General features: G+C 68.0%; 23 protein-coding genes and 1 tRNA gene. 9 read left to right on the plus strand and 15 right to left on the minus strand.

All coding sequences use genetic code 11. The annotated features are described in order from the left end of the window. Nucleotides 1–9 precede the first annotated feature (9 nt). Nucleotides 10–630: a hypothetical protein gene (locus tag ACIA8G_RS42680; RefSeq protein ID WP_396424541.1), complete on the plus strand. Its 621-nt coding sequence runs from the start codon at nucleotides 10–12 to the stop codon at nucleotides 628–630. Nucleotides 631–773: 143 nt separating this feature from the next. Here the strand turns inward: ACIA8G_RS42680 and ACIA8G_RS42685 are convergent, their stop codons facing one another. Together ACIA8G_RS42685 and ACIA8G_RS42690 are read right to left on the minus strand one after the other, a co-directional pair. Next, complete coding sequence (locus tag ACIA8G_RS42685) at nucleotides 774–2,093, minus strand: hypothetical protein (protein ID WP_396424542.1); 1,320 nt, start codon at nucleotides 2,091–2,093, stop codon at nucleotides 774–776. A gap of 202 nt (nucleotides 2,094–2,295) precedes the next feature. Continuing rightward, nucleotides 2,296–4,245 carry a serine/threonine-protein kinase gene (locus tag ACIA8G_RS42690; RefSeq protein ID WP_396424543.1) on the minus strand — a complete coding sequence of 650 codons (1,950 nt, stop codon included), beginning with the start codon at nucleotides 4,243–4,245 and terminating at the stop codon, nucleotides 2,296–2,298. A 320-nt stretch (nucleotides 4,246–4,565) separates the two neighbouring features. Between ACIA8G_RS42690 and ACIA8G_RS42695 the strand changes: the two genes are divergently transcribed. The 4 genes from ACIA8G_RS42695 to ACIA8G_RS42710 all read left to right on the plus strand — a co-directional run bounded on the left by ACIA8G_RS42695 (nucleotide 4,566) and on the right by ACIA8G_RS42710 (nucleotide 8,834). Beyond that, nucleotides 4,566–5,336 (plus strand): SMP-30/gluconolactonase/LRE family protein, encoded by a 771-nt coding sequence (locus tag ACIA8G_RS42695; protein ID WP_396424544.1) that lies wholly within the window; start codon nucleotides 4,566–4,568, stop codon nucleotides 5,334–5,336. Between the two features lie 10 nt (nucleotides 5,337–5,346). Then, nucleotides 5,347–6,006 (plus strand): Crp/Fnr family transcriptional regulator, encoded by a 660-nt coding sequence (locus tag ACIA8G_RS42700; protein WP_396424546.1) that lies wholly within the window; start codon nucleotides 5,347–5,349, stop codon nucleotides 6,004–6,006. An 87-nt stretch (nucleotides 6,007–6,093) separates the two neighbouring features. Next, entirely contained in the window at nucleotides 6,094–6,819 is a 726-nt protein-coding gene (locus tag ACIA8G_RS42705) for a hypothetical protein (protein ID WP_396424547.1), read from the plus strand. Further along, nucleotides 6,816–8,834 (plus strand): hypothetical protein, encoded by a 2,019-nt coding sequence (locus ACIA8G_RS42710; RefSeq protein WP_396424549.1) that lies wholly within the window; start codon nucleotides 6,816–6,818, stop codon nucleotides 8,832–8,834. The genes ACIA8G_RS42705 and ACIA8G_RS42710 overlap by 4 nt, the downstream gene beginning before the upstream one ends. Here ACIA8G_RS42710 and ACIA8G_RS42715 read toward each other — a convergent pair. The 10 genes from ACIA8G_RS42715 to ACIA8G_RS42760 form a co-directional block, all read right to left on the minus strand. Next, nucleotides 8,822–9,376 carry a hypothetical protein gene (locus ACIA8G_RS42715; RefSeq protein ID WP_396424550.1) on the minus strand — a complete coding sequence of 185 codons (555 nt, stop codon included), beginning with the start codon at nucleotides 9,374–9,376 and terminating at the stop codon, nucleotides 8,822–8,824. The two genes, ACIA8G_RS42710 and ACIA8G_RS42715, sit on opposite strands and share 13 nt — an antisense overlap. A gap of 41 nt (nucleotides 9,377–9,417) precedes the next feature. Beyond that, complete coding sequence (locus tag ACIA8G_RS42720) at nucleotides 9,418–11,199, minus strand: peroxidase family protein (RefSeq protein WP_396424552.1); 1,782 nt, start codon at nucleotides 11,197–11,199, stop codon at nucleotides 9,418–9,420. A 185-nt stretch (nucleotides 11,200–11,384) separates the two neighbouring features. Then, nucleotides 11,385–11,759 (minus strand): cupin domain-containing protein, encoded by a 375-nt coding sequence (locus ACIA8G_RS42725; protein ID WP_396424553.1) that lies wholly within the window; start codon nucleotides 11,757–11,759, stop codon nucleotides 11,385–11,387. Between the two features lie 104 nt (nucleotides 11,760–11,863). Further along, entirely contained in the window at nucleotides 11,864–12,568 is a 705-nt protein-coding gene (locus ACIA8G_RS42730; RefSeq protein ID WP_396424554.1) for a hypothetical protein, read from the minus strand. A gap of 147 nt (nucleotides 12,569–12,715) precedes the next feature. Then, nucleotides 12,716–14,308, minus strand: coding sequence for a pentapeptide repeat-containing protein (locus ACIA8G_RS42735; protein WP_396424555.1), 1,593 nt, complete (start codon nucleotides 14,306–14,308; stop codon nucleotides 12,716–12,718). A 27-nt stretch (nucleotides 14,309–14,335) separates the two neighbouring features. Beyond that, nucleotides 14,336–14,408, minus strand: a tRNA-Ala gene (locus ACIA8G_RS42740). 58 nt (nucleotides 14,409–14,466) lie between these two features. Beyond that, nucleotides 14,467–15,183, minus strand: coding sequence for a gephyrin-like molybdotransferase receptor GlpR (gene glpR / locus ACIA8G_RS42745; protein ID WP_396424556.1), 717 nt, complete (start codon nucleotides 15,181–15,183; stop codon nucleotides 14,467–14,469). A gap of 155 nt (nucleotides 15,184–15,338) precedes the next feature. Beyond that, on the minus strand, nucleotides 15,339–15,992 hold the full coding sequence (locus ACIA8G_RS42750) for a GNAT family N-acetyltransferase (protein ID WP_396424557.1): 654 nt from the start codon (nucleotides 15,990–15,992) through the stop codon (nucleotides 15,339–15,341). Continuing rightward, nucleotides 15,992–17,215 (minus strand): gephyrin-like molybdotransferase Glp, encoded by a 1,224-nt coding sequence (gene glp, locus ACIA8G_RS42755; protein WP_396424558.1) that lies wholly within the window; start codon nucleotides 17,213–17,215, stop codon nucleotides 15,992–15,994. The genes ACIA8G_RS42750 and glp overlap by 1 nt, the downstream gene beginning before the upstream one ends. A gap of 17 nt (nucleotides 17,216–17,232) precedes the next feature. Then, nucleotides 17,233–18,117, minus strand: coding sequence for a UTP--glucose-1-phosphate uridylyltransferase (locus ACIA8G_RS42760; RefSeq protein ID WP_396424559.1), 885 nt, complete (start codon nucleotides 18,115–18,117; stop codon nucleotides 17,233–17,235). A gap of 38 nt (nucleotides 18,118–18,155) precedes the next feature. Between ACIA8G_RS42760 and ACIA8G_RS42765 the strand changes: the two genes are divergently transcribed. The 4 genes from ACIA8G_RS42765 (at nucleotide 18,156) to mscL (ending at nucleotide 20,188) form a co-directional block, all read left to right on the plus strand. Next, nucleotides 18,156–18,722 carry a 5-formyltetrahydrofolate cyclo-ligase gene (locus ACIA8G_RS42765; protein ID WP_396424560.1) on the plus strand — a complete coding sequence of 189 codons (567 nt, stop codon included), beginning with the start codon at nucleotides 18,156–18,158 and terminating at the stop codon, nucleotides 18,720–18,722. Between the two features lie 94 nt (nucleotides 18,723–18,816). Continuing rightward, nucleotides 18,817–19,125 carry an FmdB family zinc ribbon protein gene (locus ACIA8G_RS42770; protein ID WP_396424561.1) on the plus strand — a complete coding sequence of 103 codons (309 nt, stop codon included), beginning with the start codon at nucleotides 18,817–18,819 and terminating at the stop codon, nucleotides 19,123–19,125. A 71-nt stretch (nucleotides 19,126–19,196) separates the two neighbouring features. Next, a complete protein-coding gene (locus tag ACIA8G_RS42775) occupies nucleotides 19,197–19,751 on the plus strand; it encodes an SAF domain-containing protein (protein WP_396424562.1) in 555 nt (184 codons plus the stop codon). Then, nucleotides 19,751–20,188, plus strand: a complete 438-nt coding sequence (gene mscL / locus ACIA8G_RS42780; RefSeq protein WP_396424563.1) for a large conductance mechanosensitive channel protein MscL — start codon at nucleotides 19,751–19,753, stop codon at nucleotides 20,186–20,188. The genes ACIA8G_RS42775 and mscL overlap by 1 nt, the downstream gene beginning before the upstream one ends. A 169-nt stretch (nucleotides 20,189–20,357) precedes the next feature. Here the strand turns inward: mscL and ACIA8G_RS42785 are convergent, their stop codons facing one another. From ACIA8G_RS42785 to ACIA8G_RS42795, 3 genes are read right to left on the minus strand one after another with little or no spacing between them, the layout of a single operon-like run. Further along, complete coding sequence (locus ACIA8G_RS42785) at nucleotides 20,358–20,858, minus strand: molybdenum cofactor biosynthesis protein B (RefSeq protein ID WP_045311897.1); 501 nt, start codon at nucleotides 20,856–20,858, stop codon at nucleotides 20,358–20,360. 5 nt (nucleotides 20,859–20,863) lie between these two features. Further along, entirely contained in the window at nucleotides 20,864–21,763 is a 900-nt protein-coding gene (locus ACIA8G_RS42790) for an ATP-binding protein (RefSeq protein WP_396424564.1), read from the minus strand. Continuing rightward, nucleotides 21,748–22,431: a response regulator transcription factor gene (locus tag ACIA8G_RS42795; protein WP_396424565.1), complete on the minus strand. Its 684-nt coding sequence runs from the start codon at nucleotides 22,429–22,431 to the stop codon at nucleotides 21,748–21,750. Before ACIA8G_RS42795 ends, ACIA8G_RS42790 begins: the two co-directional genes overlap by 16 nt. Nucleotides 22,432–22,457: the final 26 nt, after the last annotated feature.

Below are 22,457 nucleotides of genomic sequence, written 5' to 3' on the forward strand. Positions count from 1 at the left end.
AACCGTGCCATGAGGATTCTCGCCTTGATATGCGCGTTTCTGCTGATCAGCGCGCCTACTGCACACGCGGGCAACTGGGCGGTCACCTACCTGGACCCGCCGCCGTCGATCGAGCCGAAGGCGACCTACACCGTCGGGATCTGGGTGCTGCAACACGGCACCCATCCGTACGTGGGGGAGAACTTCGGAAAGACCGGACTGAAGTTCCGGTCTGGCACAGGCGAAACGACGTTCGGCGGCCACCTGCTGGGCGAGCCAGGGCACTACGCCGTGTCGTTCACCCTGCCGGAGGGCACCTACGAGGTGTTCGGCGTCCAGGGCGTCTTCCAGGACCACCCGCTCGGCACGCTGACGGTGCCGGGCACGTTCCTGATCAAGCCCGTCGACTCGAACAGGTTCCTGTCGGGGGACGCCGGGGTCTGGCCGTGGCAGGACATCGTGCCGCCGATCGAGAAGCCCGGGGTGGTGACCTCGATGTCGCCCGCACCCGCTGCCGCCGTGGCGCCCGCAGCGGATCCGGAGCCCGCGGGCGAGCCGGTGCCGGTGTGGGTCGTCGGGCTCGTCGTCGTGGGCGCTGCGGGGCTGTTCGTGCTGCTGCGCAGGCGATTGCGGCCCGCTGCGCGAAGGTGAGTGGTGAGGCGATCGGCGGAAACCGCCTCACCACTCCTCGCGGGGCATCGTGTGAGATGCCGAAGCCTTCCGGGTGAACCACGGCTTAGGTCGTTGAACCCTTGACGACCGTTACGCACGGGGTGGACGTTCACCCGGATCGCCTAGGCGTCGACCGGAAGCTCGTCCGGAATCAGCGACGCCGCGTCGGACAACTCCCGTTCCGGCACCACCGCCGGGGTCTCGAGTTCCGGGCCGTCCTGCGACGACGGCGCCGTGGACACAAGCGCCACTGGCACGTCGGCGGGCGGCACGAACGCGGTCTCCGCCCTGATCTTCGGCGGCGTGGCGGCCCACGGCTTCAGGTTCTGGACGATCTCCTCGTAGAAGGACGAGACCGCGTTCAGCACCGAGTCGATGAACGAACTACGTCCCGTACCTCGTTTCGCACCCATCGGAGCCGAGATCTCGACGCGGAATCCGCGAATCTCCTTCTGCGGATCGGCGATCAGCAGAGCCGGGTTCGCCCGAACCGCGCCCAACAACTCCGATGCGCCTGCGCCCCTGCCATGCGCGACGAAGGCCTCCAGGCGAACCGAGTCAGGCGCGTTCTTCAACTGTCGCAACAACCAGTTGATCCGCGTTGCCGGGCGCCCTTCCTTCGGCGCTTCCAAATCCACGCCACAGATCACGGTGCCCGCGCGAAGATCGGCCGTGACGTGCAGCGTCCCGACCGTGTCCGGAATGCGAATCCCCCCGGCCAATTTGCCATCGCCCACCAGCTGATTGAGCTGCTTGGCAAGACGGAGCTGCGGTTCGGCGAGTTCCTTGCGCGACAGAGCTGGGGTGACTTCCGTTCCGAGACGGCGGCCGAGTTGCAGGCCGGCAAACCGGAGCAGAGCCTCGAACCGGAGCACCACGTCGGGCGCGATCTTGTCGGTGGCCCGCAGCGTGCGCGCTTGCACCGCCTCCCGCAATGGAACCCACGCCTGGCCCATGTCCTCGAACGCCATGGCTCCGGACCTCGGGTGCTCGAGATACCTGATCAGTTCGCCGAGAATCCAAGCCTGTTCGGGATCGGCCACGCCCCGGTGTTCCTTCTGCATCACGACTTCGCAGAGCACCTCGCTCCACGACCAGTGGTGCAGCGCGACCTTCTTGAGCTTCTTGCGGTCGATCGTGGTCGGGTGCTGGCCTGGCAGCGGTGAGATCTCGTTCGAGATCGTTATGACCGCGTCGTAGCCGAACTCCCGCGCGACGTCGAGGTAGTTCTCCAGTTGTTCGGACTGGAGTTCGTTGGATCCCGTCTTCACCTCGACCAGTGCGGTCCACGATTTCTGGCCGCGGGTCGCCCTGATCAACCCGTCCGGAATGAGCTTGCGTCCGTCGAGTTCGAACGGCACCTCGATGAACGTCTGCAGCGCGGCGGCAGGCGATCCCAATGGTTGGGTCAGCGCCCGCCCGAACTCACGCACCGCTGACATGACAGCCAGCAATGCCGATGTCGCCCGTCGTTCTTGTTCTTCAGCGCCGTTGATTCCCGAAGTCGGAATCAGGCGCGCGGCATGCCAACTCTCTTCAGCGGTCATCGTCCCTCGCGTGGCGGCTTTGCGTTCAGGAATCACCGCTGTCGTCGTTGAACCCTGAACAACCGTTAGCCACGCGTGGGACGTTCACCCGGATCGCCTACATCGGCATGTGCTTCGTGGGCGGCGGCGTCGGCTTGCTGATGAACTTCGTGACCGGGCCTTCCTTGCTCATCCCAGCCTGGTCGAGGAACCCGGACAGCTGCCCGCGCACCTGCGCCAGCGTCGGACGGCGGCCCGGTTCCGGGTCCATCGCCGCGAGCAGGAGCCTGGCGTGCGCGCTGTTCTGCGGCAGCTTGGTGATCGGTTCGCCCTGGGCGGCCGCCATCAGCGACGAGATCGGGTTCTCCCGCGAGCCGCGCGGCGGGTGGCCGGTCAGCGCGTAGGAGACCGTCGCGGCCAGCTGCCACGAGTCCGAGGCCGGGGAGGCCGCCTCGCCGCGAGCCGTTTCCGGGGCGAGGAAGTCCGGGGTGCCGACCATCATGCCGGTGGCGGTGAGCGTGCTGTCGCCCTTGGAGCGGGCGATGCCGAAGTCGATCAGGTGCGCGATGCCCTGGTCGTCGACGACCACGTTGGACGGCTTCACGTCGCGGTGCAGCACGCCGCGGTCGTGCGCGGCGGACAGCGCGTCGGCCATGTTCAGCCACAGGCGGGCGGCGAGCTTGTCGTCGATCAGGCCGTTCTTCAGGACCGTCTCGGACAGCGACGCGCCCTCGATGTACTCCATGACCAGGGCCAGGCCGTCCGGGTCCTGGACGATGTCGAACACCCGCACGCAGTTGGGGTGCCGGACCGCGGCCAGCGCGCGGGCCTCGCGGAGCATGCGCTGCTCGGCCTCGTTGTCCGGGGCGTGCGCGAGTTTCACGGCGACGGTGCGGTCGAGCTGCTCGTCGACGGCCAGCCAGACCGTGCCGAAGCCACCGGAGCCGAGCTGGCGGACGCGGCGGAACCGGCCGTTGCCGGGGTTCCAGACCTTGCCCGACTTCTGCACCGGTGCGGGCGCCTCGGCACTCGCCGCGCCGGGACCGAACGGCAGCGGGCCGGGCGTGTCCGCGAGCGCGGAGGGCTGCGACGGCTGCGTTTGAGGCTTGGGCTGCGGCAGCACCTCGGCGACGCGGGTCGGCGGGTACTGCTTCTGCGGCGGCTGGTGCTGGGGATGGTTCTGGGGCTGCTGCTGGGGCTGGGTAACGGGCCGCATCGGCCGGTTCATCGGCGCGGGCTGGTACTTCGGCACCTGCGCCGGCTGGTACGGCGGCGGCTGCTGCTGGGCGGCCGTGATCGGCTTGGTCGGGTTCTTCTTCTGCGGTACTTGAGGCTGCTGCGGGGTGCGCGCCACCGGCTGCGGTGGCGGGTTCTGCGAATTCCGGTCCTGGGACCGATCGCGGCCGGGGCGGTTCAGCATGGCGGTAGTCAACCCGAAAATCCGTACGACGATTGACCCGATTATCGCAATCGGCAGAAACCCGAGGAGTACGTGACCGACCAGCGTCACGGGCAGTGCCGACGTGGATGCGAGCAGCACCAGGAACGGCGGCCAGAACATCCGCCGCGGCCAGTTCGGCCCGAGCCGGAACGCCGACCCGGCCTGCAGCATCACGAAGAGCAGGCACAGCAGCGCCAGCGCCACGGTGATGCCCGCGGCGACCAGGAACACGGGTTGGTCGCCGGGCGCCCTGATCACGCCGAGGATCGACGGGGTGTTGTCCACGAGGTAGTCGCCCTGCTGCAGCTGACCGAAGCAGGTCGCGCCGTCGAGCGAGTCGGCACCGGGGATCGACCGGTCGCGCAGGCCCTCCACGGTGCCGCGCATGATCAGCCACGGCAGCACCAGGCAGCTGGCGACGCCGAGCACGGCGAAGATGGCACCCGTCACCGCGCCATAGGAGTTGCCGACGATTCGTCGCACCGCGATCGCCAGCAGAGCCGCGACCGTGGGGAACAACCCGAGCACCGCGCCGAGCGCCGTGGTGGTCCACACCCAGTCACCGGGGCAGACACTCGCGCCCACGAAGCCGTGCAGCCACGTGAGCAAGGACTCCGCGAGCCCCACGACCTACACCACCCCTTCCGAGATCACCCCCAGCCTAGGCGCCCTATCAGCCTACGGTGCGTGATTGGTCTGCGGTTGACGCCACAGCAACCCTTTCCTTGATCACTGCGTTTGCACCTCCGTCTCAGCACGCATCGCCCCTGGTCGAAGCATGATCAGCTCTGCCAGGCTCTGAGCCCATGAGAATCGCGGCTCTGTTAGCCACTACAACGCTCGCCTGTTCGACCCTGTTGAGCGGCATCGCGTCCGCTGCACCAACCGTTATCGATGTCGGTCCGCGCCCGGAAAGTGTCACGCGCGGCTTCGACGGCAAATTCTTCGTGAGCATCCAGGGCACCCCTGACCTGGGCAAACTCGACGGCGAAATCCGCACCCTCGACCCGGCGACCGGCGCGGTGCGCACGTTCGCCACCGGCCTCGACAACCCGCGCGGCCTCACCTTCACCGGCCGCCACCTGGTGGTGACCGACACCGACAAGATCTTCACCATCGACCGCTCCGGCACCGTCCAGCTGCTGGCGACGGCCGCGCAGTTCCCGTTCAAGGCGGAATTCTTCAACGACGTGACGGCGGAACCGGGCGGCGGCGCCGTGTACGTCACGGAGATGGGCGCCCGCACCAAGGCGCGCGACCCGCAGGGCGTGCTCTGGCCCACCGACAGCCCCGAGGCGCTGCAGATCCCGGCCGAGGCCCGCGTCTACCGCGTGTCGCTGACCGGCCAGATCCGCGCCGTCAACACCCCGTCCCGCAAGTCGCTGATCATCAACGGCGTGGGACTCGGGCGTTCCGGTCTGCTGATCGCCGACATGTTCTACGGCAACATCGTGCGGATCGAGGACGGCCGGCAGACCGTGCTCGCCTCCGGCTTCCGCGGCGCGGACGGCGTCGAGCAGGCCGCCGACGGCACGATCTACATCAGCAGCTTCGACAACGGTGCCGTGTGGAGCATCGACCGTGACGGCGAGAACCCGCGCACGCTGCTCTCGGGGGTCGGGTCGCGCAGTACCGCCGACTTCTACCTGGACGAGCGGGGTAAGCGGCTGCTCGTGCCGGACACGCTGCACGGCACGGTGATCGTGCTTCCGCTCTGACGGGACGACCATGGACGACTCGTCGGCCGACCGAGGGCGCGCCACGTTGCGGGCCGGCAGGAGGCCACGCCAGTTCCACCGAGGCGAACATCTGATCACTGCCGGCACGCCGAGCGAGGAGGTGTTGCTGCTCGAATCGGGCCTGGTCAAGGTGGTGCTGCCGACCGGAGAGGCCCGCGAGCCGATCACCGGCCTGTGCGGCTCCGGCGACCTGCTCGGTGAGATCGGCGTGACCAGCGGTGCCCCGCGCAGCGCACATGTGATCGCTCTCGTCGCAGGCACGGCGTGGCACGTGGCGGGCAGTCGCTTCCTGGCGCTCCTGGACGGCAACCCGGACGTCCGGCGGCTGGTCGACGAGACATGGCGAAAACGGCAACGCAACGCCGACGAGAACCAGCTGCGGCAGATGCGCACCGGCGCCGCGCGGGTGGCGATGTGCCTGTTGTCGTGGACGCGCGAGTTCGGCACAGAGGCCGGCTCCGGCCTCGAGTTGCGCGGCGTGAGCCAGCAGGACCTGGCTCACGCCGTCGCGATGTCGGTGAAGACCATCGAGCCGTTCCTGCACGTGCTGCGAGACCTAGGCCTGCTGCACACCAGCCGGCTCTGCTACCGGCTGCCCGCCCCTGACCGCCTTGGCCATTTCATTGCCAGCACGGATGGCATGAACTGACCACTTCTTGCCCCTGTTTTCCGGGTGAGCGCGCCCGCCTGAACCACCACACTCGCTGTCTCGTCGAATCAGACTCGGAGGCAGCGAGTGAATCCTGTTCCGCAGCACCGCGCGTTGCTCGGCGTCGACGTCATCGGCTCGGCCCAGCTACCCGGCTACCTGATGAACGCCGTCCCCGCCACGATCTCCGAACTGGTCGGCGCCGCGCTGGCGCAGAGCGGGATCGAGCCGGACGACGTGCTCTCCGTCGAGTCGCCGGGCGACGGCGCGCTGATGGTGCTGCCGAGCGGCCACCTCGGCGCGGCCCTGGACGCGGCGGTCCGCCTCGACCAGCTCACGATCGACCACAACCGTTGGCGCAAGCCGGAAGTACGGCTGCGCGTGGCCGTTCACGTCGGCCCGGTCGGCGACGACGGCTTCCACCGGGCTCGCATCACCCACACCCGGCTGCTGGACGCGCCGGAGTTCAAGGACCTGCTGAAGCGCTGCCAGGAGGAAGGCGGCGAGGACACCGCGAACACCGCGTTGATCGTCTCGGCCGAGGCGCTGGACACCGCGTTCAGCGGTGACCACACGCAGGTCGCGCGGCGCAGCGACTTCGCATCTCTTGCGGTGTCCAACAAGGAGTACCGGCACGAGGCGTGGGTCCGCGTGCCGGGGTTCGACGCCCGCAGCCTGGCCGCGTTCACCACCGCTCACAGCGCTCCGGAACCTGAAGCGCGGATCCAGAACGTGGTGCACGGAGACATGAACGGCGTTCAGGCAGGCAATGTGCACGGCGGTCTGAACTACTACGGGGGGCGGCGATCATGAGTGAGGACAAGGAAAACACACCGGCAGAAGCCCCTGAGCAGAAGCAGAAGCAGTCGCCGCTCTCACCGGACGAGGCCAGGTACATGCCGAATGTCGCCCACGGCGACATGAACGGCGTGCAGACCGGCGACGTCAACGGCAACATCAATTACTACGCCGCGGTCACCTCCGCGCAAGCCGACCTGATCGTTCGCTACGCGGCAGCTCAGGACATCGAGGATGTGAAGCGCGAGTTCGTTCCTCCTGGGGGCTTCGTGACGGCGGTGGCCACCCTCCAGCGAGAGAGCGTGGTCGTGCTGTGCGGTGCGGGAACCGGCCGCACGTTCGCCGCTCGCCGGATGCTGGCCCACGAGCCCGGCATCACGAAGATCGCCGACATGAACCGCTCCCGCACGCTCGGCAGCATCCGCGAGGCCGAGCTCGAGAACGGCACCGGCATCGTGCTGGACGTCCGGGACAGCCGCGACCGGCCGTTCACCGACCGGGACTTCACGCAGTGCCTCAACGTCATCAGGGATGCCCGATGCCGCCTGGTCATCCTGCTCGACCACCTCTCCCAGACCCCGGACACCGCGTTGAAGCACGCGGTTCTGCTGTCCGCTCCCTCCGCGGTCGAGGTGGCGCAGGCGGCACTGCGCCGGCGCGGTGAGGCTGGCGAGGCGGTGCTGCACACGATCAAGACCGACTTCGCGGACGCGCTCGCCGACGCGTCGCCGGACAAGGCCGTGCTCGCGGCCAACCTCGCCGTGCAGATCAGGAACGGCGACATCGAGGTCGAAGCAGCGATCATCCTGCTGAAGGAGGAGGTCACCGAAGCCGTCGCACGCAGCTTCGAGAAGCTGGACGTGCGTGGGCACGCGTACTCGTTCGCGGTCGCGGTTCTGGAGAACCAGCCGCTCGAGCACGTGTTGCAGCGTGCGTGGGCGTTGGACCAGGACATCAGGAAAGCGCGTCTGCCCGAGGACGGGAAACTGCGCCCGCGCTGCAGGCTCGACAAGCCTCTCGACGAGCTGCTGCAGGACATCCGGGCGAAGGTCGAGAAGCGTGATCACCCCAAGCACAAGGATCTCTTCGAGGAGACCGTCCGGTTCGAGCGGCACGACTGGGCGCGCGGCGTGTTCAAGCACGTGTGGCGGCAGTACCCCGCCGCGCAGGAGCTTCTGCGCGACTGGATGTGCGAGGACGCGACGCTCGACCGGTTCAAGGAGGAGAGCGTCCAGGCCGTCTGCGAGGTCGTGCAGACCGTTCCGGCGCACGAACCGCTGGCGATCGTCGAGAACCTCGCCTCCCAGCGGCAGTACGGCCGGCGAGCACTGGCCGCACGGGCCCTGGAAGTGCTGATGGACGACGACATCGTGCGGCCGCTCGTCGAGAAGACCCTCGAGAGGTGGACGAAGTACGGCAACGCGTACGAGAAGTGGACGGTCGCGCGGGTCTACTCGTCCGAGTTCGGCCGCCGGAATCTCGCCGCGTCACTGGAGAAGCTCACCGAGATCGGCAAGTCCGAGTTCTACACCCCGCAGAACGCCGTGGTCTTCGGCGTGCTGTCGATGATCGCGGACAAGAAGATCCGCGGCATCGCCATCGACACGGTCGTGTCGTGGACCGGCGCGAAGTACCGCCGCACCGGCCTGCAGCCGATCACGCTCTCGCTGGGGCTGTGGGTGATCGGGTTCTACGAGAACAGCCGCGACTACTTCATCGAGTTCGCGCAGGAGTTCCCGAAGCAGGTCAGGGACCTGCTCAAGCACGTGCTGGCCGATCCGGAGTTCGGCGAGTACCTGCTGGACCACCTGGGCGACCTCGCCACGCACGCCAGGTGGGACGAGGCGAAGGCCGCCGAACTCATCCGGCTGACCAGGCTGGTCGCCCCCGACCTGTCGTGGTGGCACCGCAGAGACGCGGTTGAGGCCGTCTGCTTCCAGCACCCGACCAAGCGGTCGGAGATCCGCCGGATCTTCCGGATCGCGCGGAAGGTGCAGAAAGCGCAGAAGGGCCAGCCTCAGCCGTCGTAGACCACGTGGTCGGCCTGCGCCCGCGAACCGCCCTCCCCCGCCACGTCGCTAGACGCCCGGGAAGCCGGGTCGACAGGCACCGGCAGATCACCAAGCCCGGCGACGAACTCGACGGTCCACAGGTGACGCGCGGCCGGGTTCGGTTCCGTGAAGGAGTCACCGAACCCGTAGGTGGCGACGCGGATGTCCTTGGCGTTGTACATCTCGACGGTGATCTGGGAGCCGAGCAGGCCCTTCTCGGCCGGCGCGCAGACCAGCTCCAGGCGGGCCCTGACCCACTGCGGCACGTCCGACGGGTCGGGCTCCAGCTCGGCGGTCACCGCGGTGCAGGCGGTGCCGTGGGCGCGGGCCACGAAAGCGGCGCGGAAGACGACGAGCTCACCGGCCGTGCAGCCGGTGAGAACGCGTGCTTCGACAGCAGTCTCCGTGGTGGAGACGACGGGGCGGGCGGCCGCGCACCTCGCGGTCGGGGCTGCGGTCGACGCCGCTGCTCCACCGGAGGTGACGGCCACGAGTAATAACGCGGCGACCACTGATCTCATGCGAGAAAGTTATTTGTGGGCGCCGCGTTCCTCACCGAACTTCACCCCACAGATGGGTGAGTGCGGAACACGTTGTACGCCAGGTCGCCGCGGCTGATGTCGGTGTTCGCCGCGATGACGTCGCCGAGAGTGCGGCGGTGGTCGATGCCGTAGCGGGCCTTGATGATCCGCAGGGCCGGGTCGTTGCCGTGGAAGAAGCGGTCGCCGTCGCGCAGTGCCTCGAACTGCCTCTTCCAGATCGCGTGCTGGAGCTCGCCGAACTCGCTGCCGGGCAGGCGCGGCTCGGCCATCATGCCGACGATCGCGTCCAGGCCGGCGACGTCGCCGTAGATGGCCTTCAGGCGCGCTGCCGTGGTCGTGCGGCGCACACCGGGTTGCACGAAGTCGAGGCTGTCCGGGTCGTTGATCTCGTCGCCGGGCGTGAGCTCGGGGTCGGCGGGGAACGACTCGGTGGCCTCGCCGGAGATCGCGCGGAACGAGGTTTTCGGCGCGAGTCCGTAGGCGCGGCGCAGGTCGTTGTACGCGGCGATGCCGTGGTCGCGGCCGCGTTCCACGTCGAGCGCGGACACGTCGATCACCGCCGTCAGGCACCGCGGCTGGCAGCCGGGGATCAGGAAGATGATGCTGCGCAACGTGTCCTCGTCGATCAGCTCGTCGTTGCGATTCTCGTCCTGCAGGCCGAAGCTCTGCAGCAGCGGGCCGATCTGCACCTCGTCGACCAGGTCCGGGTTGAACGGCAGCAGCCGCGGCGGGACCAGGATCTCGGCCTGCGTGCCCGTGACCGTGACGGTCATTCCCCTGGTGCGCAACGTTTCCAGCTGCGCGGGCGTGTAGCGGGACGCCTCGGTGACGACCTTGAGGTCACCGCGCACCATGCTGTGCGAGCGGTAGCCGACGGTCGCGAACTCGTTGGCGAGGCTGGTCCGCACGTCCGGGCGGTAGCCGCGGTACGGCGCGAGCTTCACGCCCATCGCGGGCAGGAACTCGTTGTAGGTGATCCATTGCTGTTCGGCGATCACGACCTTGCGCGCGATCTGGAACTTCTCCTCGTCGGACAGGTGCGCGGGCAGCCTGTCGACGATCCTGTTGTGCTCACGGGCGAACAGCGTCTGCACCGCGGTGATCGTGCCGTTCTCGTTGGCCCGCATGTCACCCGCGACCACGCCGTTGCCGGTCGTGATCGGCCCGAACGGCCCGGTCATCGGTGGCGCGGCTTCTCCATTGCCTCGTGCGTCACGGCGAGGCAGCAGGTTGTTGGGCAGCAACAACTTCGCGCCGTCCCGCAACCATGCGAGCCGTTCGGGCGTGCCGCCGTACACTGCCCAGCCGTCGAGGTACGAGCTGACGATGTTCTTCTGCTCGCGCGGCGTCACGCCGTCCACGACACCGCTGCGCCGCATGGGGATCGAGCCGAGGTCGTTGCGCACGGTCTCCATCGGCGCCGCGTTGTCCCACGGGATCGAGGAGTCCACCGTGGTGTCCTCACGCAGCCCGAACGTGTGGTCCACGAACTGCGCCCAGACCTGGGCCCACTGGCTCACGTGGCGGTCGGACAGGAAGTTCTGCCTGCCGTCCGCGAAGATCCGGTTGCTGATGTACCGCGCGTTGGGGCCCGCCGCCGGCTGACCGGCCCCGTCCGCGTACCTGGTGGGAGCGATCCGGGAGTACGCCTCACCGACGATCCCCCACTCCGGATGGGCGTGGTTGTTCCCACGCCCGTCCAGGCTCTGCACTTCGAACCAGCCGGAGTCCGCCTGCGCGACCCCACCGCCGAGCAACGCTCCGATCGCCACCAATGCCACTGACTTACGCAAAAACCGCATGACATCGAATGATGGCGACGCCGGACAGGTCCTGACGTGCGCTGTTTTTCACACGGCGACAACACCCGGCCAGGCCACGCGGAACCGCTCCCACGTCAGGGCTGCTGAACTGGTGTTTCTCCCAGATTTCCAGCGACTACACCGAACGGGTTGTCGTGCGAACCCTGTCGGCGGCGCAACAGAGATCAGTGGTGGTCGTGATCGTGCTCCGGCGCGTACGGCTGGTAGACGTAGAACATCGTGCACGGCTCGTCGCCCGCGATCGTCTCGTGGTCGACGCCCGGCGGCACGAACGCGTACGAACCCGGCCCCGCCTCAACGCCGCCGATGCTGACAGTGCCGTTGATGACCCACGTGTGCTGCGTCGCCGACGGGTGGTTGTGGCCGACGTCGCGAGCACCCGGTGCCATCTGGATCAGGCCGACGATCGTGTCACCGTTCGGGGACTTCCACAGCAGCTTGTTCTGCAGCCTCTCGTCGCCGTGCAACGGAAACGACTTCATTTGCGCGAGGACTTCAGGGGAGAGAACGGTGACCTTGTCCTGCGGCGCGTCGCTCATCGGGCACGGCCTTTCGAGTGTGGGGGGACTTACTTCCGGTATATATGCGAAAGGGCCGCCCACATTACGGGTGGACGGCCCTGCACGCGCGACGACTGCTCAGGTCAGCTGCACTTGGCTTCCCCGTTGAACAGCAGGAACGTCGTGAGCTTGCCGCCGGTGAAGTGGAAGCTGAGCACCTGGCCCTGCTGATCCGGCACCGGCACCTCGAAGGTCTCGTCGTCCTTCTGCGCAACGTTCGGGTACGCCGCCTTGAGCTGCTCGACCGTGGCGTCCTTGCCGATGTTCTTGGCCGTCGTGGCACCCGGCGGCGGCAAGATCATGCGGATCTTGTCGCCGGCGAACATCACCCCGCCGTTCGCCTCACGTGCCTCAGCGCGCTTGGCGATGCGCTGCGTGGACTCCACGGACAGCTGCACCACCTTGTTGCTCGCCTCGGCGGAGGCCGCGAGCTTTTCGGCGTGGGTGGCGTAGTCCGCGGCGCCCGCGTTCGCTCCCGGCGCAGGCCCGACCGCTGCCTCGGCCGCGTCGGCGGCCTTCTTCGCGGCCTCGTACTTCTGCTCGATCTCCGCTTCCGCGGCGAGTTCCTGCGGATCAGGCGCCGGTGAGCCCTGGTAGCGGTAGTCCTCACAGATGCCCGACTTGCCGGCGCCGGTGGCGGCGAGCTCACCGGTGGCGAGTGCTTCCTGCTTGGACATACCGAGCTTCAGCTTGCCGAAACCCGTGACGTCGAAGTGCTTCGCGTCCTGCGTCGGCGACGAGGACTGCGCCCCCGAAGTGCAACCGACGGCAGCTAGTGCCGTGGCCATGACAAGTACTGCTTTGAATCCCCCAAGGATGTTCACCGGCACAAGATATCCGCCGAGGCGAGCGGCCACCGAACGCGTTTCAGAGGATCTCCACGCTCTCCACCGGACCTCCACATCGGACTGTGGCGAGCGTCCGCTCGTCAGGCGTCAACTCCGAAGGCAGCCCCACCTGCCATCTCGGCCCGGTAGCCGCGCCTCCTCGTCCGTGCCCGGCTCCGCCTGACGCACACCTGCCGGCCAGACCGACTCCTCCGACAGGTCCACGTCCAGCCTGACTCGTGCCGTCTCGAACACGGCCGCCCGGCCGAACTCCGTCTCGCGAAACCACGCGCCCCCACCGAAGCACGTTCTGTCGAACCAGGCCGTCCTGCTGAACTCCGCTCCGTCGAACATGGCGGCTCCGTCAAAACCGGCCTCGCGGTACCAAACGCCCTCGCTGAAGCACACTCTGTCGAACCAGGAGGCTCCGGCGAACCTAGCCTCGTTGAACCCGGCATAACCGCTGAACTCAGCCCCGCCGAACATGGCGGTACTGCCGAACTCAGCCCTGTCGAACACGGCATCGCCGCCGAACTTGCTCTCACGAAACCAGGTGTTCGGTCCGAACTTGGTCTTGTTGAACCCGCTGGACTTGACGAACACCGCCCCGTTGAACCAAGCCTCCGCACTGAACTCAGCCCAGTCGAACGAGGCAGCCTCGTCGAACTTGGCCTCGCGGAACCAGGCGTTGTCGTGGAACTTCGTTTTGTTGAACCCGACGGTCCCGCCGAACCCCGCCCCGTTGAACCACGCGTTCTCGGCGAACTCAGCCCCGCGGAACAAGGCCTCCGCGCCGAACTTGGCCCCGCCGAGGCTCGCGTCCCCGTTGAACCTGGCGTCGTCGAACGAGACGTTCCCGTCGAACTTCGCCTCCCTGAAACTCGTGCGCCCGCAGAACTCGGCCCCGTCGAATCGAGCGGTCCGGATCCTGCAGCGCCCGAAATCGAGATCCAGCAACGTGGCTCCGGTCAGATCGAGGTCGATGCGCTCCCAGTAGGTGTCGGCGAGACGTTCGGGGGCGTCGCCAGGACCGAGATGGTCAGCGAGAATCCGTTGAGCGGTGAGGCGGACCTGGCGTTCCTGATGACGACGTTCGCCGTCAGGCTGATCATCATCTTCCTGAGGAGGCAGGTACGGCATCCGCAGGTATGCACAGAGCACGTTGACGATGGTCTGCTGCTGTTTGGGCACGCTCTGAGCCAGTCGTTCCAACGCGTACATCCCACCCAGCCGAACCGGAGCGTTGTCCGAACCAAGTTGCTCCACCGCCTTTGTGTACAACTCGGTCATGCGTCGTTCAGCGGCATCGTGCTCGTTCTGGGCGGCTACCTCCAGCTGGAGCTTTTGATCGTCCTGCTTCTGGCGGACGGCCATCTCCGACGTCTGCAGTCGGCGGGCGGCCAGCCACAATGCCGCGGCTCCCCCAGTACCGACCACGATTGTGCCCGCAGTCTTGATGGCCTCGAGCCGGGCCTTGTCCGCATCGGTACCGCCGCCGAACGCCAAGAGCAACCACGTCGCCATGCCGACACCGACCACTGTCAGGACAATCGCTGCCCACCTGATCGCGCGCGTGGACAAAACCGGATAGCCAGAAGATTCCTGCGCAACGCCCACACGTCCCGAATCGCCGACGGCGTGCGATGGGTTACGCATAGGCTGACCGGCCTTCCTACGCAGACAACGAAGAAGGCCGCCCACTCCAAAGTGGACGGCCTTCTTGTTAAGTGGAGCTGAGGGGAATCGAACCCCTGACCTTCTCGATGCGAACGAGACGCGCTACCAACTGTGCTACAGCCCCTTGCGTGTTACGTGAAGAACTATAGCAGGACCGGAGGGGGTGTTTTCACCACCCCCTCCTACGCCCCAACAGCACCTCGGTACCGCAGCGACTCCAGTCCGTCTAACTCGACGAACACCGGATCCTCGTCGTCGGAGTCGACCGGGATGGTGCCCGGCCGCACGAAGTGCTCGTAGCGCGGCAACGGCGGCAGCACCGACCTCTGCTCGACGACCTCGACCTCGGTGGTCTCGGCGACCTCGACAGCGGCCGGCGACGCGTCGGCCGCGGCAGGACCTGCCTGCTGCGGCTGCGGAGCCGTGGCACGACGACGGCGCACCTGCTGCAGGCGGGCGAGCCGGCGGCCGCGGATCTCCTCTTCGATCCGCACCTGGCGGCGCAGATAGGTCAGGTAGCCCACGATGAACAGGTCGAGTGCGGCGTGTCCGTACCAGAGCGGCGTCCAGAAGACGCCCGCCACGACGCCCGACGCCACGGCGGCGACCAGCAGGAACGCGACGACTCTGCGGCGGAACGCGTACTTCGCCTGCGCCACCAGCGCGGCGGTCTCCGGGTCGTAGCCGCCACGGCCACGCCGGAACGGACGATCGACGTACTCCTCCTCGTCGAAGTAGTCGTCGTCGAGGTCCTGGATGTCGTCGTACTCGGCGTCGGGCATGGCGTCGTACTCCTCCCCCACGGCGCGCGCACTCTCCTGGCGCTTGCGGGCCATCATGGGGACGAGGACCACCAGCCACGCCACGACCAGCGCAACGATGATCAGCGAACTCGGCATTCCCCGTTCACCTCCCCCGGCCCACGCGTGGTGCTTTCACCACGCTAGTCACAACAGTCACACCAGTGTCGGAGGCTCGCCGAACTCGGTGCGTACCAAAGTGTGGTGTATCACCCACTTTTGGGTGAAGCGATTAGAACAAATGGACGCAAACGTCAGGGAAGACGGGCCTCTCCGCGTGCGACCAAACGGCGCACTAGGCCATCCGGGACCTCTTCGGAGGTGAGCGCGAAGCAGAGGTGGTCGCGCCACTGTCCGGCAACATCCAGATAACGCTTGAAGAGGCCTTCCTCGCGATACCCGGATTTCGTCAGCACGCGGAGCGAGGCGGTGTTCTCCGGCCGGACCGTGGCTTCGAGACGGTGCAGACCAGCGCCGCGGAAGGCGTGATCGGTGAGCAACGCGACGGCAGCCGTTGCGACGCCGCCGCCCGCCCGATCGGCGGCGACCCAGTAGCCGATCCAGGCCGAGAGCAGGGAGCCGCGCACGATGTTGCCGACGGTGATCTGACCGGCGACCTCGCCGTTCACCATGATCATGAACGGCAGCGTGTTGCCGCGCCTCGCCATCCCCCGCAGCGACGACCACTGGGCTGGCCAGGACAGCGTCGCGTTGCGCTCGTTCCAGCCTTCCTGCGCGGTGGGCTCCCACTTCTCCAGGTACTCGCGGTCGCGGATGCGCAGCCGGGACCACTTGGCGCCGTCGAAGAGCCGGGGGCCGCGCAGCGTGACGGTCCCGGCGCGCACCTCAAGCGGCCCGAGCCGGGCCGGCCAGCCGGGATGTCTGCCCAGGTCGGCGAAGCTGCTCATCAACCCCTCTGCGCGAGGAAGCTGACCAGCACCTCTTCGCCGACCGAGATCTCGGTGACGTCCTCGTCGACCATGATCAGGCAGTTCGCCTCGGCCAGGGAGGCGAGCAGGTGCGAACCGCCGGTGCCGAGCGGCTGCACCAGGTACTCGCCGTTGTCCGCGTCGCGCAGCAGCTGGCCGCGCAGGAAGCCCCGGCGGCCCTTCGTCGACGACAGCGGCGAGAGCAGGCGGGCCGACACCGCGCGGCGGTACGGGTTCTTCTTGCCCAGTGCGGCCCTGATCAGCGGCCTGACCAGGACCTCGAACACCACGAGCGCGCTCATCGGGTTCGCGGGCAGCAGGAACGTCGGCACGGCGTCCGGGCCGAGCCGCCCGAAACCCTGTGCGGAGCCGGGGTGCATGGCGATGCGCGTGACGTCCATGTCGCCGAGGTCGGCGATCGCCGCCTTGACCTCCTCGCCGATCGCGCCGCCGACGCCACCGGCGACGACGACGATCTCGGAGAGCAGCAGGCGTCCCTCGACGACCTCGCGCAGCCGGCGGGGGTCGGCGGACATGATGCCCACCCGGCTGACCTCGGCGCCCGCGTCACGTGCGGCGGCGGCCAGCGCGTACGAGTTCACGTCGTAGACCTGGCCCTGGCCGGGCGTGCGGTCGACGTCGACGAGTTCCTCGCCGAGCGAGATCACGGACACGCGCGGACGTGGGTGCACGAGCACCTTGTTGCGGCCGACAGCGGCCAGCAGACCTACCTGAGCTGCGCCGATGGACGCGCCGCGGCGGACGGCGACGTCACCGGTCTGCACGTCCTCGCCGGTGCGGCGGACGAAGCCCGCGGACGGCACGCTGCGGTTGATCGTCACCTTGGCGTGGTGGCCGTCGGTGTAGCCGAGCGGCACGACCGCGTCGGCCAGCGTGGGCAGTGGCGCACCGGTCGCGACGCGCACCGCCTGGCCCGGCTGCAGTCTGCGGGGCTGCCGGGAGCCGGCCGGGATCTCGCCGACGACCGGCATCTGCACCGGCCCGGCGTTCGCGCCGGACACGTCGACGCTGCGCACCGCGTAGCCGTCGACCGCGGCCTGGTCGAAGCCGGGCAACGCGCGTTCCGCGACGACCTCCTCGGCGCAGAGCAGCCCCTGCGACTCGGAGATCGCCACCCGCACGGGTGCCGGCCGCACCGCGGCTGCGATCACCCGAGCGAGTTGCTCGTCCACTGACCTCATGTGATTGGTCCTCGCGCTCAGGAGTTGTCGAGGCGTTCCCGCAACCACTCGCGCAGATCGGGTCCGTACTCCGGGGTCTTGAGTGCGAAGTCAACCGCAGCCCGCAGGAATCCGGCGGGATTGCCGAGGTCGTGTCGTCCGCCGCGGTGCACGACGACGTGCACGGGGTGCCCCTCGGCGATGAGCAGCGCGATGGCGTCGGTCAGCTGCAGTTCACCGCCCGCACCAGGCGTGATGCGCTTGAGCGCGTCGAAGATGGCCCGGTCGAGCAGGTAGCGGCCGGCGGCGGCGAAGGTCGACGGCGCGTCCTCCGGCTTGGGCTTCTCGACCATGCCGACGACCTGCTTGACGTCGTCGTTGCCGGTGTCGCGGACGTCGAACACGCCGTACGCGGAGATCTGCTCGCGCGGGATGTCGAACGCCAGCAGGACGCTGCCGCCCTTCTCCTCGCGGACCTTCGCCATCTTCTTGAGCGCGTCGGTGGGCAGGATGATGTCGTCGGGCAGCAGCACCGCGACGGCCTCGTCGTCACCGGTCAGGTTGCCCTCCGCGCAGCCGACGGCGTGACCGAGTCCCAAAGCTTCTTTTTGGATCGCGGTCTCGGCCTTGATCAGCTTCGGCGCGCGCTGGATCTTCTCGACCAGGTCGGCCTTGCCGCGCGCGGCCAGCGACTCCTCGAGCTCGAGGTTCGCGTCGAAGTAGTCGGCGACCGACGCCTTCGTCGGCGAGGTCACGATGACCAGCTTCGTCGCGCCCGCCTCCGCCGCTTCCCTGGCCACGTACTCGATGGCCGGGGTGTCGACGAGCGGCAGCAACTCCTTCGGCACGGACTTGGTCGTGGGGAGGAAACGGGTGCCCAGACCGGCCGCGGGCACGATAGCGGTGTGGAAGGCGCTGCTCATGAGCAGCGATGCTAACGACATACCGAGGGATACCCACCATGACGTCCGATCTTCGTGACCGGAAGGCCACTCTGCGTTCACAGGTGCTGGCCGCACGGCGCGCGCTGCCTGCCGATGTCCGGGCCACCGAGGCCGCGGCGCTGGCGGCTCACGTGGCCGCCCTGGACGTTCTCCCTGATCAGACGGTGTGTGCGTTCCTGCCCGTGCGTTCCGAGCCCGGTGACGTGGCCTGGCTGGACGGGTTGCGCTGCCGGGTGCTGCTACCGGTGGTGACGGGGGCGGAGCCGCTGGACTGGGCCGAGTACACCGGGCGCGACGGACTGGTCGGCGGGATGCACCGGCTGCTCGAACCCGGCGGTCCGCGGCTCGGGATCTCGGCCATCGGTCAAGCCTCGCTCGTGCTGGTGCCCGCGCTGGCCGTGTCGATGTCCGGCGTGCGGCTCGGGAAGGGCGGAGGGCACTACGACCGGTCGTTGTCGCTGGTCAAGGCGCCTTTGGTGGCGGTCGTGCGGGACTCGGAGGTGCTCGCGGAACTGCCTTCCGAGCCTCACGACGTGCGGATGAACGGCGTCTTGACCCCCTCGGTGGGTCTGCGGTGGCTGTGACTTTGACCTGGGGTGTTTGCGCTCCGGGAAGGTCCTGAGCGAAAATCGTGTTGGCACTCACAAAGACCGAGTGCCAGATCTAGGAGCGAACCCAGTGCCTACGTACCAGTACGCCTGCACCGCTTGTGAGCACCGGTTCGAGGCCGTGCAGTCGTTCAGCGACTCCTCCCTCACCGAGTGCCCCGAGTGCGCGGGCAAGCTGCGCAAGCTCTTCGGCGCCGTTGGTGTCGTCTTCAAGGGCAGCGGTTTCTACCGCACGGACAGCCGTTCGACTTCCTCGAAGAGCGCCGCGGCCGCTTCTTCGACGACGTCCTCCTCGTCCACGTCGACCCCGTCGACTTCGACGTCGTCCTCCTCTGACTCGAAGCCTTCGAGCAGCGCGCCGGCGGCTGCCGCCAGCTGAAGATCGCGAGTTGTCCACAACTCGCGGCTGAGCCCCTTTGACATGCCCTCGACGGTCCTACCGTCGGGGGCATGACTCTTTCCAGCACGTTCTTCGACCGGATCCGCTCGCTGGCACGTCGCCGGCCTTCTCCTGTCTGGCGCAGGTTTCTGGCTCTGGGGCTGGCCCTGACAGGCGTGTCGACGGCCTTCTGGCCCGACGTGGGACATCCCGCCGTCACGGCCGCACGCGATCTGCCGGCCGGGGTACCGCTCAGCGCTTCGGACGTGCGGGTGGTGTCGCTGACCGCACCGGTGGCCGGGTCTTTTTCCGGTGCCGACAGCGTGGTGGGCCGAATCCTGGATTCGCCGGCACGCGCGGGTGTCCCGTTGACGGACTTCGATCTTGCGGCTGCGCCGGGAGATCTGGCCTCGGTAGCGGTGCGGGTCGCTGACCAGGGGCTGGCGGACGTGGTGCGGGTCGGCAGCCGGGTCGACGTCGTGTCACCGTCGGCGGAGGTGCTCGCGGAGAACGCGTCCGTGCGGGAGACGCGTGGGCAAGTCGTTGTGCTGACGTTGCCGAGACGCAACGCGAATCGCGTGGCCGCGGCGTCACTGGATCATGCTTTAGCCGTTACTCTCCGCTGATGCTGAAGGGTTTCAAGGACTTTTTGATGCGCGGAAACGTCATCGACCTGGCTGTGGCCGTGGTCATCGGCGCCGCGTTCGGAACGATCGTCACCGCATTCACCTCGAACATCATCAACCCGCTGGTTGCGCTGTTCGGCGGCAGCAACGTGAAGGGCCTCGCCGTCCAGCTCAACGATGCCAACGACAAGACCCTGATGGACTTCGGTGCGCTGATCACCGCGTTCATCAACTTCGCGATCGTCGCAGCTGTCGTCTACTTCGTTTTCGTGCTCCCGATGAACAAGATCAAGGAGCGCCGTGAGAGGGGTATCGAGCCAGGCCCGTCCGAGCCGACCGATGTCGAGCTGCTGATCGAGATTCGCGACCTGCTCGCGGCACAGCAGAACGGCAAGACGGTGGCGCAGTCGGCCGAGGTGCGCAACCCGAAGATCTAATGGAGTTCAGCCGCCGTGATGCGGCGGCCTGTTCTCGCGGTACCAAGCCTCACGATCCTCCGAGACCCCACCACGTTCGTCCGACGTCGTCTCCGGAAGGACGTCGCCGAACACCTCAGCCAACCGGCGACGACGCGCAACCGCGTCGTCGTCGGCCGGCTGGGACTTGTCACTCTTCGTCAAGACCGCTCAGCTGCTCGATGACGTAGGGCACCAACGCCGACAGCGTCGCCATGCCGTCGCGGACCGCCGAGCGCGAGCCCGCGAGGTTCACGACGAGCGTGCTGCCGGAGACACCGACGAGCCCGCGCGAGATGCCCGCGTCGACCGCACCCGCGGCGAGGCCGGAGGCGCGGAGTGCCTCGGCGATGCCGTGGATCGGGCGGTCGAGCACGCCCTGCGTGGCGTCGGGTGTCACGTCGCGCGGCGACACACCGGTGCCGCCGACGGTGACCACGAGGTCGACGCCACCGATGACGGCCGTGTTGAGCGCGGCCCGGATGTCGACCACCTCACCCTCGACCGCGACTGTGCCGTCGACGATGAAGCCGGCTTCCTCGAGCAGTTCGGTGACGAGAGGTCCTGAGTTGTCGTCCTGCTCGCCGTGCGCCACCCGGTCGTCCACGATCACGACCAAAGCGCGGCCAAGGCGCTGCGCGCTGCGTTCCATACCGATCACCGTAGCGGGAGTCGGACTTCGAAGCGGCAGCCAGGACCGTGGTTGTGCACACCGATCCGCCCGTGGTGCGCGTCGACCAGCCCCCGAGCGATCGCGAGACCGAGCCCGGCGCCGGTCGGGTTGCGGTGCGCGCTGCCGCGGAAACCCACGTCGAACACCTGCGGCAGCACGTCATCAGCTATCCCGCCGCACTCGTCGTCCACCCGCACCACCGCCTCGCCTCCGTCCACATCGACCTGAACGGCCACCGTGCCGCCCTCTGGTGTGTGTCGGATGGCGTTGGACACAAGGTTGCGCACGACACGCATCAGTTCCGGATCTGAACCCCGCACGACCGGCCACTCGCGAGCGTCCGCGCGCAGCCGCACACCCTCGAGCTGAGCCACGGGCCGGGACGCGGCGACCACATCGCTGACCACGTCCGCCAGCCGCACGTCGTGCAACGTCAGCTTCAGCGCGCCCGCGGTGATCTTGGACAGCTCGAAGAGGTCGTCCACCATCTTCGACAGGTGCTCGGCCTCGTGGCTGATCTGCTTCGCGTAGACCGCCACCTCGCCAGGCTCAGCGACGACCCCGTCCTCCAGCGCCTCGGTCATCGCCCGAATCCCGGCCAACGGCGTGCGCAGGTCGTGGCTGATCCACGCCACGAGCTGCCGCCGCGCCGCCTCGGCCTCGCGCTCCCACATGCTGCGCCGCGCGATCGCCCGCCCCAGCATGATCGAGAACGGCACCGTGACCACGCTGACCAGCGCGCACACCGTCAGGGCGGCCTTGAGCATCGGCGTGAACATGAACCCGCTGACCACGACCACGCCACCGATGGTCGCCACCACCGGCACGATCACCATGACGGTCATCGCGCTGGTGAGCGACACCTTGCTCAGTCGATCGAACATCGGTCGTACCGGTATCCCACGCCCCACACGGTGTTCAGCCGACGTGGTTTGGCGGGGTCCTCCTCGATCTTCTCCCGCAACCGTCGCACGTGGACGGTCACGGTCGACTGGTCACCGAACTGCCAGCCCCACACCCGCTCCAGCAACTCGGCCCGCCCGAACGCCCGCCCGGCGTTGCCGATGAAGAACGCCAGCAGGTCGAACTCACGGGTGGTCAGCTGCAACGGCATGCCGGCCAGAGTCGCGGTGTGCGCGGCGACGTCGAGCACCAGATCGCCGTCCTGCACCATCCGCGGTTCGTAGGCCCGGTTGGCCCGCCGCAGCACCGACGAGACCCGCAAGGCCAGCTCACGCGGGCTGAAGGGCTTCGTGACGTAGTCGTCCGCCCCGATCTGCAACCCGGCGATGCGGTCCTCTTCCTCGCCGAGCGCCGTCAGCATGACCACGGGCGTGCTGCCGCGCTCCCGGATCCGCCGGCACACCTCGAGCCCGTCGATGCCGGGCAGCATCAGGTCGAGCACCACGATGTCCGGCTCACGGACCGCGACGGCCTTCAGCGCCTGCTCCCCGTCACCGGCGAGCTCGACCTCGTACCCGGCGTGCTCCAGATACCGGCGCACCACGTCCCGCACCGTCGTGTCGTCCTCGACGACCAGCACCCGCTCCACACTCACAAGCTAAGCCACCAGAGCGC

Origin of the sequence: Lentzea sp. NPDC051213 (genome assembly GCF_044455585.1) — a bacterium.
GTDB lineage: Bacteria > Actinomycetota > Actinomycetes > Mycobacteriales > Pseudonocardiaceae > Lentzea.

Excerpts from the sequence above, each read along its gene's own strand:
- ACIA8G_RS42775 (WP_396424562.1), top strand. The coding sequence starts at position 19,197 with ATGACTCTTTCCAGCACGTTCTTCGACCGGATCCGCTCGCTGGCACGT.
- ACIA8G_RS42750 (WP_396424557.1), bottom strand. The coding sequence starts at position 15,992 with ATGAGCAGCTTCGCCGACCTGGGCAGACATCCCGGCTGGCCGGCCCGG.
- ACIA8G_RS42715 (WP_396424550.1), bottom strand. The coding sequence starts at position 9,376 with ATGAGATCAGTGGTCGCCGCGTTATTACTCGTGGCCGTCACCTCCGGT.
- ACIA8G_RS42720 (WP_396424552.1), bottom strand. The coding sequence starts at position 11,199 with ATGCGGTTTTTGCGTAAGTCAGTGGCATTGGTGGCGATCGGAGCGTTG.
- ACIA8G_RS42765 (WP_396424560.1), top strand. The coding sequence starts at position 18,156 with ATGACGTCCGATCTTCGTGACCGGAAGGCCACTCTGCGTTCACAGGTG.
- glpR (WP_396424556.1), bottom strand. The coding sequence starts at position 15,183 with ATGCCGAGTTCGCTGATCATCGTTGCGCTGGTCGTGGCGTGGCTGGTG.
- ACIA8G_RS42700 (WP_396424546.1), top strand. The coding sequence starts at position 5,347 with ATGGACGACTCGTCGGCCGACCGAGGGCGCGCCACGTTGCGGGCCGGC.
- mscL (WP_396424563.1), top strand. The coding sequence starts at position 19,751 with ATGCTGAAGGGTTTCAAGGACTTTTTGATGCGCGGAAACGTCATCGAC.
- ACIA8G_RS42785 (WP_045311897.1), bottom strand. The coding sequence starts at position 20,858 with ATGGAACGCAGCGCGCAGCGCCTTGGCCGCGCTTTGGTCGTGATCGTG.
- ACIA8G_RS42760 (WP_396424559.1), bottom strand. The coding sequence starts at position 18,117 with ATGAGCAGCGCCTTCCACACCGCTATCGTGCCCGCGGCCGGTCTGGGC.
- ACIA8G_RS42730 (WP_396424554.1), bottom strand. The coding sequence starts at position 12,568 with ATGGCCACGGCACTAGCTGCCGTCGGTTGCACTTCGGGGGCGCAGTCC.
- ACIA8G_RS42685 (WP_396424542.1), bottom strand. The coding sequence starts at position 2,093 with ATGTCAGCGGTGCGTGAGTTCGGGCGGGCGCTGACCCAACCATTGGGA.
- ACIA8G_RS42680 (WP_396424541.1), top strand. The coding sequence starts at position 10 with ATGAGGATTCTCGCCTTGATATGCGCGTTTCTGCTGATCAGCGCGCCT.
- glp (WP_396424558.1), bottom strand. The coding sequence starts at position 17,215 with ATGAGGTCAGTGGACGAGCAACTCGCTCGGGTGATCGCAGCCGCGGTG.
- ACIA8G_RS42725 (WP_396424553.1), bottom strand. The coding sequence starts at position 11,759 with ATGAGCGACGCGCCGCAGGACAAGGTCACCGTTCTCTCCCCTGAAGTC.
- ACIA8G_RS42710 (WP_396424549.1), top strand. The coding sequence starts at position 6,816 with ATGAGTGAGGACAAGGAAAACACACCGGCAGAAGCCCCTGAGCAGAAG.
- ACIA8G_RS42790 (WP_396424564.1), bottom strand. The coding sequence starts at position 21,763 with ATGTTCGATCGACTGAGCAAGGTGTCGCTCACCAGCGCGATGACCGTC.